An 11,544-nucleotide genomic window follows, 5' to 3' on the forward strand; every position below is an offset into this window, starting at 1 on the left:
ATTTGGGGCTTCTCCCAGGAACTAAAAGTCTTTGGAGGGGGTCTGGGGGAAACTTTCTACAGAAAGGTTCCCCCCCAGTCTTCCGCAGTCCCTTCAATCCTTTCTACCCCTTCCGAGGAAAAGCCAGAACATCTCGGCTGCGAGGACGAAGCCTCCGGCAGCAAGAGGCCACATGTATGACGGGCCGCTGGTTTCCTTTTCAAGCCTCACCCATTCCCAACCGGTCATTACGTGCTTTCCTTTGCTGTCGCCGTTGGAGCCGTCCCACAGGGCGAACGCTACCGGAGTGAACAAGCCTTCTTCGAAAAGGGGGCCGTTTTCATGATTGAGCAGGCCTTTCATGACGACCCGCCACCTGCCGTTGTCGTATGTGCCGCTGGCCACGAAGCCGTCGGCTTCGGATAACGTCTTCCGCTCAATGCGCTCAAAGCCCTTTGCCTCCATGACCTCGAAAGCCTCTTCTCCCGATTCACTTTCAGGGCTCCTCCAGTGCCATATCACGACGGGCTTCCTTCCGTCGCCCATGCCGAAGTACGGCCTTCCGCCCTTGACCTCGCCAGCGGGGAACTGGATAGCCGCGCCGTCCGGGAATAACGGACCGTCTGCGATCTCAATGGACTTGGTGTCCCACGGCCTCGAGTTGGTCGGGTCGTTCCATTCGAGGAGGAAGGCCGCTTCTTTCCCGTTATGGAGGGCCTTTACCGAAATCGAATTGAGCGAAGGCGTAAATGCCTTCTCCCCGGCTATTATCTGCGGAAATAGGAAGTAGTTGGCCTCGGGCGCGGAATCCCAGAGCTTGTGCGAGTGCGCAAGGGGCAGGCTCCCCTCCACCTTTACGGCCCTTATTATCATTTCAGGCACTGTCCTTCGCGAAGGCTCGTCAAGCGAGGCGGCATAGTTAGCCACATCCCACCTCTCCTCTTCGGTCATTGCCTTTTTTGAGGACGGGTCCGCGAAGCTCGGCATCTGGGTGCCCGGTATGCCGACCGTCACCCGCGTGTAGATGTCCTCGGGCCTCGTCCCTGCCCTGAAGGTCCAACCCTTTGTGAGGTCCCTAGGCCAGGTCCTTGCGCCCCAATCGTCCCGCAATTTCTTCGTCCCGTCGCCCCGCCCATTAAGGCCGTGGCACTCGGCACACCTGTCCTTGAAGAGCCCGCGGCCCCGCTCGATGCTCTCCGGGCCGGGCTGTATCCTTCCGGCAAGGCTTATCGCGGGCATTTCATTCCTCTCAAGCCCTGAAAGCGACCTCATGTAGGCTGCCATATCCCTTATACCTTCCGGGCCCATGACATCGCCCCACCCCGGCATCGAGGTCCCGCTCATGCCGTCCCAGCCTGGCAGGCCGCCGTGCTGGCGGCCCCCGGCCATCATCCTTTCAAAGTCCTCGTCCGAGGGGGAGTATTCGTCAAAGGGCGTGGACTTCCACTTGTACAGGCCGAACGTAAGGTCCCTGGGAAGCGGGTTCACGAATTCGGCTGCCGGTCCATCTCCAGCGCCCTCGATGCCGTGGCACCACCAGCACCGTCTCTCATAGAGCGCCTTTCCCTTTTCCGGGTCGCCGTCTGAGGCAAACGCGGACTGAAGAGAAACTGCTAAAATAAGGAGGACGGTAAGGCCCCTTAAACACAATTTTATGTCACGGATCGGGAATGCCATCTCAGTCCTTCCAGCTCCTGGGCCTGTTCCCGGTGTAATCGTAGAGGAAGATAATCACCTTCCAGACCTCGTCTTCCGTAAGCTCATCCTCCCACGCGGGCATTGCCGAGATGTTCGGGCCGCCCTCCCTGGGGAGGCCCGTCCCGCCTTTCACGATCCTCCAGAAAAGGTAGGACTCCTTGAGCTGCGCAATGGTGTCGCTCCCGGTGAAGGGCATGGGGAGCGGGTCCATCGCGTGGGCGTAGTGCCCCCTGCCGTCGAGCTTGGCCCCGTGGCAGAAGAAGCAGTTTTTGAAATAGACCTCCCCGCCCTCGCGCACCATCTCTTTAAATGCCGCGGGATCTTCCTTCTCGAGCGCCCGGAGCGGGTTCTCAAGCCCGTCCATCTCGTATACTTTCCCGTACGCCCGCACCGCTCCAGGCGGGGCCGGATGCGCGCTCCTGAGCTCAAACGGAGGGCCGGGCTCGGTTCCGGCATAATATACCGAGAGCGCGGCGGCTACGGGGAGGAGACCGAAAAAGATATTCCTGGCGAGCGCCTTGGAGGGGTCTTCCAGAAGCGACCTTATTGGCGCGAAGAGCTCGTTTGCCCCCTCGTCCGTGATGGTCATAACGAGAATAACAGTCACCACGATAAAGAACATGTACATCGTGATGACGCTCGACGGGATGGGCTTCCCGGCAAGGAGGCCTGGCATCTTCAGGAGCGCATAGAAGAAGAGGTTTATGGCGATGAACTTAAGTAGCCTCATTCCTCTCTCCCCTCTCCCGGAAGCGCGACCGTTATCTCCACCCCGGAGATGCTCTGGAGAAAGGCTATCACCGCCCGTATTTCAGTTTCGTTCAGCCCTATCGAGCTTTCTCTCACGTCAGGCATCGGGCTTACGCGGTCTTCGGTGCCGCTTACGCCGTAGCCAGGAACGACATAGGCCGAAGGGTGCACGAGCGACTCGTACAGGTAGCTCTCTATGTCAGAGGCTTTCCCGGAATAGCCCGGCGATGAAAACCGCGCTTTTGCGACCAGGGCCGAGTCGTCGAGGGCCGGAGCCCTTCCCCCGGCTTTTGTGTGGCAGAGCGAGCACGCCCCTTTTCCGTTATAGACCTCCTCGCCGAGGGCCAGAAGCTCATCGATCGTCGCAGGCCCGCCGGAGGCGGCGCTTTCGGAAGGAGGCTCACCGGGGTTGATGGGCGGTATCACGAAAACCGAGTAGAAGGTATATAGGCCGATTATAATGAGGCTGAAAGCCGTGATTTTTATAAACCTACCCATCTTTTCCGGCCTCCTTTCTCTTTCCCATGCCGCCGAGCCAGAATATGAACACGATTATGGCCAGGAACACCACCGTCCCCGCTGAGACCACCTTGGCCGCGTAGGCTATGGAGGGCGTAAAGGCGTCGGCTGACGCGTCCTTCATTACCGAATATACGTGCCAGTGCTGCCTTATGGCCGAGCGGACGAACCCCATCAACCCCATGAGCCAGGTAAACGAGACGGCTATGAGTATGAGCGCGTACTGGCTCCTCTCGGGCATGCGCCCCCACTTGAAATCCTCAGACTTGCCGCCTCTCGCCATAAGCCATTCGATTACAAGGCAGGCGACGATGACGAAGAGGGTCGTCGCCACCTGCGGGACCGACGACGCGACCTTGTAGACGGTATTGGTGAAATAGCCGTAGTAGATTCCGAGGAATGCTATGTTAGCGACCGCTGCCGTAAAGAGGCCTGCCTGCAGAGCGTTTCCGTAACGGACCCACTGAACTGCCGGCCTCCTGTGGGCCCGCCTGTAGAGGAGGAACGACAGGAAGGTGAAAAGGAGCATTATGTTCACGGCCGTGTTCTTGGCGGGCATCAGCCCCAGCGGCCCGAGGTACGGATGGTATTGCCCGCCGAGAGCGCGCGCCTCCGACGGCGTGAGTATCAGCGTGTGCGGGGTAAACCAGACGAGAAAGGAGGCGGCAACGACCAGGGCAATGTACTTTACATATTTAAAATAGGCCGCCCCGTAGCCGCCCCTCCCGAATCCGCACCAGAGATAGTAGTTGGCGGCAAGGAAGAGCGCGCCTATGATTACGGCCTGAATGATGAAGAGCCACGCGAAGACCCCACCCATGAGGGTTATCCCCATCTGCTGGCTGAAGGCGTATATCTCTGCGGTGAGCCAGTATCCCGCGAAGGGGAGCGGAAGGAGCGCGCCGATGGCGATGAGGCTTGCGGTGTAGCCCATCCAATCGTAGTGCGCCCTCTCCTCCTCGCCTGAGGCGCCGAGGAACCTGTACGCGGCGTACGCGCCGACTATGGAGCCGCCGTAGGCTATGTTCGCTATGAACCTGTGTAGGTTCATGGGGCTCCAGAGGTGGTTGTTCACGGCCTCCCAGAGATTGCCGCTGAATACGCCCGCCGCATCCACGCCGGAAGGCGTCATCATGAAGGTCACCCATGCATTTGCCACGAACATGAGCCCTGTGCCGGAGAGGTTCAGCCCGAGGCCAACGGCGAGGTGGAGGAGCTTCAACCGGCCTTCCGCCATGCGCTTCCAGCCGTAAAAATAGGTATAAAGGGCGGCGGTCTCGAGAAAGAAAAAGATCGCGTAAAAGATCGCCGTGGGGCCGAAGATCGAGGCGAGGTACTTCATGAGGTCCGGATAGAACACGATGAGCGCGGCAATAAGTATGCCGCCCGTTATGGCTGTGAGCGAAAAGGCCGTGATGCTCACCCTGAGGAACTCGTAGGCGACCCTGTCGTAGCGCCTGTCTTTCTTTACGACCCCGATGCATTCGAGTATCACGACGAAGATGGGGACCGCGAGGACGAAAGCCGCGAACCAGACGTGCATCTGCGCGGCGAGCCAGACGGCGAGCCTGGGATTCACGGCCTTGACAGCCGGGTAGTCGCCCGGGCCGAGGACCGGGGCGGGAGCATACGACGACCCTGCAGCCAGGGCGTCCGGGGCGAGCGCGGCTGAAGCCAGGAGGATGAAAACGGGGATGAGCCCGCGGAGTAAACTGAAATTCCGGAGCTGGCGCTTATTCATCGGAAGCGGCATCAATCCCTCAGCCATTAAAAAAGAAACTCAGGCCCTGAGCATTGAATAGGAGGAGGTCAAGGACAAGAAAGAGCGCGCCGAAACCCAAAACCGACGCTATGAATGCCAGTACTGTTTTCATATTTCGCGGTTTGACAAAAAAATGCTCATGGATTAATCTAGGGGGATGCTTGGACGAGTCCTTAAAAAGACCGGGCCTGCGGATATCCTGATATTCCTCGGCGCGGCCGTGAACCTCATCATAATAGCCGGGCTCGTCCTTTTGTTCCTTCTTTCCTGAATTCCCGGGCAGGGTCATTATAATCCTGATTTCCTTGTATTTACAAGAGTTTAATGATTGGCCTGGCCGCCCTTTTTTTGATAAAATATTAATTAAGGCCTCTTTGATACCTCCCAATTGCGAATGGCTGACGCGAAGCGGAAAAAGGCCCTTGTCCTCGGGATAGGGAACGTGCTCCTGAAAGACGAGGGACTCGGGGTAAGGGCGATAGAGTATTTCTCTGAACGCTACGGCTTCGGCCCGGACGTTGACTGCCTTGACGGCGGCACCTCGGGCCTGGGCCTTCTCTCTTACATAAAAGACTACTCTCACATCATCGTGGTCGACGCGGTCGCCGCAAGCGGCCCTCCCGGTAAGCTCCTCCGGATACCAGGGGAGGAGGTCGTCAAATGGCCCGCGCTCAAGTCGACCAGCGCCCATCAGATCGGCCTTAGAGACTTAATCGAAATAGCGAAATTTCAGGGCCTCCGCCCCGAGCTCGTCATAATCGGGATAATCCCCAGGGACATAACACCGGGCATTGAGCTTACCCCTGAGGCTGCCCGGTCCGTCCCGCTCGCTGCCGAAGCCATAAGAGATGAGCTTACAAGGTTCGGGTTCAGTGTGGAGAAGAAGGGCTGAAGAATGCACGAGATGTCCATCACAAAAAACATCCTTGAGACCGTCAGGGCGGAGATGGAGAAGGCCGCGCTCAAGGAGCTAAGGAGCGTCAGGATACGCGTGGGCGAGCTTACGGCCGTTGAGCCGGAGGCCCTCAGGTTCTGCTTCGAGGCATCGATAAAGGGCACCTCCTTCGAGGGCGCGGCCCTCGATATAGAGGAAGCGCCGCTTACAGGCAAATGCGAAGGGTGCGGACTTGTCTTCAGGATATCGCTGTTCGAAAGGACATGCCCCGGATGCGGCGGAAGCTCGGTCGAAATAGCCGGCGGTAACGAGCTCGACATAGTCTCAATGGAAGGCGTTTGACTAGGCTAAAGTCCAGGGTATCCGGAGAGCGAAGTTAAAAGGGCGATATTCCTTCACTCGCCGAAAATCCCGAAGGTGAAAGGCGGTCCTTCAACCCTGAGCTTGATAACCCAGGGTTCCGACCGGAATTATAAAAATGCACGAGATACTGATAGAGGAAAAGATACTTGCGAGAAACGACGAGATAGCGGCCCAGAACAGGAAGGCCCTCTCGGAAAAGGGCATCTACGCGATAAATATCGTAAGCGCGCCCGGAGCCGGAAAAACCTCGCTCATAGAACGGATGGCGGCGGAGCTTAAGGCCCTAGGGGCGGGCTTCGCGGTGGTAGAGGGCGACCTCGAAGGCGATTTCGATTCAAAGAGGATAGAGAAGCACGGCATACCCGCGCTCCAGATAACTACCGGCAGGGCCTGTCACCTCGACGCCCACCAGGTAAGCCATGCGCTCCCCTGGGTGTTCGCACAGACCGGCATAGAGCTACTTGTAATAGAAAATGTCGGGAACATGGTCTGCCCGGCCGAGTACGACCTGGGCGAAGACATGACCGTAATGGTCATGTCGGCCGCAGAAGGGGACGATAAGCCCCTCAAATACCCGGCAATATTCAGCGCCTCGGAGGCGCTGATAATAAACAAGACAGACCTCGCCCCCCATACCGATTTCGATATCAGGAGGGCCAGGGAGAACTCTCTCAAGGTAAACCCGTACCTGAAGATATTCGAGACCTCCTGCAGGACAGGCGCGGGGGTCGGGGAATGGGCGAGATATCTCGTGGGGAGCGTTCGAAACAAGAGATAGAATGGAAAGCGCAAGAATACAGATAACCGGCATAGTGCAGGGCGTTGGTTTCCGCCCCTATGTCTACGGGCTCGCATCTAGGCACAGCCTAAAAGGATTCTGCCTGAACGACTCGGAAGGCGTAGTCATAGAGGTGCAGGGCGCATCCATTGACTCGTTCCTGGACGAGCTCAGGAAATCCCCGCCGCCCCTTGCCCGGATAGACTCGATAAGGGTAGAGCGCCTTGAGAACGGCGCGGAATACGATGATTTCATCATACGCGAGAGCAGGATTGTTCCCGGCAAATCCGTCCTCGTCTCTCCGGACATGGCGGTCTGCCCTGACTGCCTGAGCGAGATGCTCGACCCCTCGGACAGGCGCCATCTATACCCGTTCATCAACTGCACTAACTGCGGGCCGAGGTACTCTATCGTACTCGACATACCTTATGACAGGCCCAATACGACCATGGCCGGATTTACGATGTGCCCGGAATGCGAGCATGAGTATCACGACCCGGCCGACAGGAGGTTCCACGCCCAGCCAACCGCGTGCCCGGCCTGCGGCCCCTCGACATGGCTGCACGGGAACGGGGCCGTAAAGAATTACGCGGCAATCGTTGAGGCAGGCAGGCTCCTCAAGGAAGGCACCGTTGTGGCCGTTAAAGGCCTGGGCGGCTTTCATCTGGCCTGCGACGCTATGAACTCCGCTGCTGTTTCGATGCTCAGGGAAAGGAAAAGGCGCTCAAACAAGCCCTTCGCGCTCATGGTCCCCGATATCCGGGCGGCAAGGCTCATATGTGAAATTTCACCTAAAGAGGAGGAGGCGCTCCTTGACCGGACAAGGCCGATAGTGCTCCTTAAAAAAAGGGCCCTTTCCGGGATAGACGAGGCGGTAGCGCCCGGGAACAGCCGCCTCGGCGTGATGCTCCCGTATACGCCGCTCCATCACCTCCTTTTCCGCGCATCCACCTTCAAGGCCCTTGTCATGACTAGCGGAAACCTCTCAGAGGAGCCCATAGTCATCTCGAACAGTGAAGCCCTTGAGAAGCTCTCGCGTCTGGCCGATAGCTTCCTCCTACACGACAGGGACATCTACATGAGGGTGGATGATTCGATCGCCCGTGTGCAGTCCGGCAGAAAGGCCTTGCTCAGGCGGGCGCGCGGCCATGCGCCCGAGCCCATAGACCTTGGCCTCGAATCCGAAGAGGTCTTCGCGGCAGGAGCGCTCCTCAAGAACACCTTCTGCCTCACAAAGGGCAGGAACGCGATATTGAGCCAGCACATGGGCGACCTCGAGAACTTCGATGCGCTCGAGTTCTACCGTGAAACGCTGAGGAACCTCAAGAACACCTTCAGGGCCGAGCCTACTGTCGTCGCCCACGACCTCCACCCTGATTACCTGAGCACCAGGTTCGCGCTTGAATACGCGAAAGAGCACGGCATCCCTGATGACAGGATCGTATCGGTCCAGCACCACCACGCGCACGTAGCGAGCGCCATGGCAGAGCACGGCCTTTCGGGCCCTGTAATAGGAGTCTCTTTCGACGGCACCGGGCTTGGCACTGACGGCAACATCTGGGGCGGCGAGTTTTTAATCGCAACCAGAAAAGATTGCACCAGGGAAGCTCATCTACGCTACATGAAACTGCCCGGTGGCGATACGGCGGCAAGGGAGCCCTGGCGGATGGCGCTATCGTGCCTCCTCGATTCGTTCGGCTCTCCGGACGCCCTCAGGGGCTTCGCGGAGCGTATAGGGGCCAAGTCCGTCATTGTAGCCGAGATGATCAGGAAGGGCATAAACGCCCCCCTTACATCGAGCATGGGACGGCTCTTTGACGCCGCGGCCTCCATCGCCGGGGTAAGGGACGAGATAACCTTCGAGGCAGAGGCGGCCATAGAGTTCGAAACCATCGCATCGGAAGGGGAAGAGCCCTATCCGTTCGAGCTGGAAGGGGACGGACCTCTTGTGATAGACACCCGGCCGCTGATAATGGAACTGGTGAAGGACGCTAATTCAGGGACACCCAAGAGCAGGATGGCAGGCAGGTTCCACTCGGCGATAGCAGGGATGGCACTGAGGGTTTCTGAAATTCTCCGAGACGAGACAGGCATTAACGATATAGTCCTGAGCGGCGGGGTCTTCCAGAACAGGCTCCTTTCGGAGCTTACGGAAGGGAAGCTCAAGCGGGCGGGGTTCGAAACATATAGACAGGAGCGTGTCCCGGCCAACGACGGGGGCATATCGCTCGGCCAGGCCGCTGTCGCAATCGAAAGAACAATAAGGAGATAAAAAGAATATGTGTCTCGGAATACCGGGAAGGATAATAGACATAAACGGCTTCGTTGCGAGGGTAGACGTGGCTGGCGCGACCAAGGAGGCTGACCTCCGCCTCATGCAAGAGGCCCGGCCTGGAGACTTCGTCATAATCCACGCAGGCTTCGCGATAGAGAAAGTCGACGAGGCCAAGGCAAGGGAAACGCTTGATCTAATAAGAGCTGTTTCTAAAAAATAGGTTGAACCGGGCTGAAAAAAAGAATCACATTCAGGCTGCTCAAATCAAGATGCAAGGAAATGAGGAATGAGGCGTACTTTTATTGTACGCCGTAATGACGTATTTTGAAGACGACGCAGCAGATTGGACTTTTTCCAGCCTGCTAAAGGAGATTGCCGGCAAATGAAATATGTTGACGAATTCAGGAAAAGGGAAGAGGCGCAGGGGCTTCTAAGGAGGATCCGCGAGATATCCCGTAATGAAGTGAGCATAATGGAGATATGCGGCACGCACACGCACTCCATCTCGAGATACGGGGTAAGGGAGGCGCTCCCGCCGAACATACGGCTCATATCCGGACCCGGCTGCCCTGTCTGCGTGACATCTGCGGCGGACGTAAACCGTCTCTTGGATTTCAGCAGGTCGCGCCGGGACGTCGTCATAGCGACCTTCGGGGACATGATGAAGGTGCCGGGCTCGGCGTCCTCTCTCCAGGAGGAAAAGGCCAGGGGAGGTGACATAAGGGTAGTGTACTCGCCTCTTGACGCGCTCGATATCGCAAGGGAGGACCCCTCGCGAGAGGTGGTACTCTTTGCCGTCGGCTTTGAGACTACGGTCCCGACGGTAGCCGCGACCATGCTCGCGGCAAGGGATGGGGGCCTTAAGAACCTTTCGGTCCTGTCGCTCCATAAGCTCACCCCTCCGGCCATGCGTGCTCTAATGGACACTGGCGAGATCGAGATAGACGGTTTCATCTGTCCGGGCCATGTGACCGCGATAATCGGTGCGGGCGCTTACGGCTTCCTTGCGGCCGAATACGGTTCGCCCTGCGTGGTGGCCGGCTTCGAGCCCATCGACGCCATAATGGGCATATATATGCTCGTTAAGCAGCTCGAAGAGGGACGTAAGGAGATCGAGATAGAGTACGACCGCGTGGTCACCTGGGGCGGGAACCTCAAGGCCCAGGAGGTAATGCGGAGGGTCTTCGAGCCCGCGGACAGCCTCTGGAGGGGCATCGGCAACATACCCGGAAGCGGCTTGAGGATACGGGACGAGTTCTCGGACATGGACGCGGAGAAGAGGTTCTCGATACCTCCGGGTGAGGATGCGGAGCCCAAGGGCTGCAAATGCGGTTCGGTATTGAAGGGGCTTATAGCGCCCGATGCATGCCCGCTCTTCGCAAAAGCCTGCACGCCGGAATTCCCAGTCGGCCCGTGCATGGTATCGTCCGAAGGCACCTGCGCCGCCTTCTTCAAGTACAGGAGGGCCGCATGACGAAGGACATAAAGACCATACTCCTTGCCCACGGTAGCGGTGGAAGCCACTCAAGGAGGCTAGTCGAGGACCTCTTCGCAAAGGCCTTCACCAACCCCTTCCTTGCGCCCCTTAACGACCAGGCCGTTTTCGCGCCCCCTGCCGGAAGGCTCGCCTTTACGACAGACTCATATGTCGTCAAACCCATATTCTTCCCTGGCGGGGATATCGGGAAGCTCGCCGTATGCGGCACCATAAACGACCTCGCCGTGGGCGGCGCGGAGCCGCTATACCTAAGCGCCTCGTTCATAATAGAGGAAGGGCTTCCCATGGACGAGCTCGAAAGGGTCGTTGACTCGATGGCGAAGACCGCCCTGGATGCCGGAGTCATGATAGTCACCGGCGACACCAAGGTGGTCGAGCGCGGGAAAGGAGACAAGCTCTTCATTAATACCGCTGGCATAGGAAGGATCGACGGCTCCCTTGACCTCGCGCCCACGAACATAAGGGCCGGGGACGCGGTTATAGTATCGGGCACAATGGGCGACCACGGCATCGCGATACTCACCCATAGGGAAGGCATACGGATGGAGACGCCCGTAGAGAGCGACTGCGCCGCGCTCCACACCCTCGCGAAAGCCGTTCTCGACGCCGAGCCTTCGGGCGTAAGGGCCATGCGCGACCCCACGAGAGGGGGGCTCGCGACCGTGCTTAACGAGTTCGCGTCGTCATCCGGGCTCTCGATATCGGTGAGGGAAGACGACATCCCCATAAAGGAAGCGGTACGCGGGGCCTGCGAGATACTGGGCTTTGACCCGCTCTATCTTGCCAATGAAGGCAAGCTCGTGGCTGTGGTCTCCAGGGAATCCGCTGACTCGGTTCTCAAGGCCATGCGCTCCCATCCGAACGGCAGGGACGCCGCCATTATTGGCACAGTCGAGGAAGAGCCGAAAGCCAGGGTTCTTATCGAGACCTCGATAGGGAATAAACGGATACTCGATATGCTCTCAGGCGAGCAGCTGCCGCGCATCTGCTGACATTTCTCGATATACATATAAAAAAGGGGCTCCGG

At 58.3% G+C, this 11,544-nt stretch carries 11 protein-coding genes; 7 read left to right on the forward strand and 4 right to left on the reverse strand.

Annotated features, from left to right (window positions below):
* Positions 1-93 precede the first annotated feature (93 nt).
* Genes K8I01_03025 through K8I01_03040 form a run of 4 tightly spaced genes read right to left on the reverse strand, consistent with a single transcriptional unit; the run spans position 94 to position 4,699 of the window.
* Positions 94-1,656 (reverse strand): c-type cytochrome, encoded by a 1,563-nt coding sequence (locus K8I01_03025; GenBank protein ID MBZ0219395.1) that lies wholly within the window; start codon positions 1,654-1,656, stop codon positions 94-96.
* Position 1,657: 1 nt separating this feature from the next.
* Entirely contained in the window at positions 1,658-2,407 is a 750-nt protein-coding gene (locus tag K8I01_03030) for a cytochrome c (protein ID MBZ0219396.1), read from the reverse strand.
* Positions 2,404-2,925 (reverse strand): hypothetical protein, encoded by a 522-nt coding sequence (locus tag K8I01_03035; protein MBZ0219397.1) that lies wholly within the window; start codon positions 2,923-2,925, stop codon positions 2,404-2,406. Before K8I01_03035 ends, K8I01_03030 begins: the two co-directional genes overlap by 4 nt.
* Positions 2,918-4,699, reverse strand: a complete 1,782-nt coding sequence (locus tag K8I01_03040; GenBank protein ID MBZ0219398.1) for a cytochrome ubiquinol oxidase subunit I — start codon at positions 4,697-4,699, stop codon at positions 2,918-2,920. The genes K8I01_03035 and K8I01_03040 overlap by 8 nt, the downstream gene beginning before the upstream one ends.
* A gap of 403 nt (positions 4,700-5,102) precedes the next feature.
* Between K8I01_03040 and K8I01_03045 the strand changes: the two genes are divergently transcribed.
* The 7 genes from K8I01_03045 to hypE all read left to right on the forward strand — a co-directional run bounded on the left by K8I01_03045 (position 5,103) and on the right by hypE (position 11,509).
* Positions 5,103-5,600: a HyaD/HybD family hydrogenase maturation endopeptidase gene (locus tag K8I01_03045; protein MBZ0219399.1), complete on the forward strand. Its 498-nt coding sequence runs from the start codon at positions 5,103-5,105 to the stop codon at positions 5,598-5,600.
* A gap of 12 nt (positions 5,601-5,612) precedes the next feature.
* Complete coding sequence (locus K8I01_03050; GenBank protein MBZ0219400.1) at positions 5,613-5,945, forward strand: hydrogenase maturation nickel metallochaperone HypA; 333 nt, start codon at positions 5,613-5,615, stop codon at positions 5,943-5,945.
* Positions 5,946-6,081: 136 nt separating this feature from the next.
* Positions 6,082-6,744, forward strand: a complete 663-nt coding sequence (gene hypB / locus K8I01_03055; protein MBZ0219401.1) for a hydrogenase nickel incorporation protein HypB — start codon at positions 6,082-6,084, stop codon at positions 6,742-6,744.
* 1 nt (position 6,745) lies between these two features.
* Positions 6,746-9,016 carry a carbamoyltransferase HypF gene (gene hypF / locus K8I01_03060; GenBank protein ID MBZ0219402.1) on the forward strand — a complete coding sequence of 757 codons (2,271 nt, stop codon included), beginning with the start codon at positions 6,746-6,748 and terminating at the stop codon, positions 9,014-9,016.
* 7 nt (positions 9,017-9,023) lie between these two features.
* Complete coding sequence (locus K8I01_03065) at positions 9,024-9,239, forward strand: HypC/HybG/HupF family hydrogenase formation chaperone (GenBank protein ID MBZ0219403.1); 216 nt, start codon at positions 9,024-9,026, stop codon at positions 9,237-9,239.
* Between the two features lie 162 nt (positions 9,240-9,401).
* Positions 9,402-10,493 (forward strand): hydrogenase formation protein HypD, encoded by a 1,092-nt coding sequence (hypD, locus tag K8I01_03070; GenBank protein MBZ0219404.1) that lies wholly within the window; start codon positions 9,402-9,404, stop codon positions 10,491-10,493.
* Positions 10,490-11,509 carry a hydrogenase expression/formation protein HypE gene (gene hypE, locus K8I01_03075; GenBank protein ID MBZ0219405.1) on the forward strand — a complete coding sequence of 340 codons (1,020 nt, stop codon included), beginning with the start codon at positions 10,490-10,492 and terminating at the stop codon, positions 11,507-11,509. The genes hypD and hypE overlap by 4 nt, the downstream gene beginning before the upstream one ends.
* Positions 11,510-11,544 lie beyond the last annotated feature (35 nt).

The organism is Deltaproteobacteria bacterium (assembly GCA_019912665.1).
GTDB lineage: Bacteria > Desulfobacterota > GWC2-55-46 > GWC2-55-46 > GWC2-55-46 > UBA5799.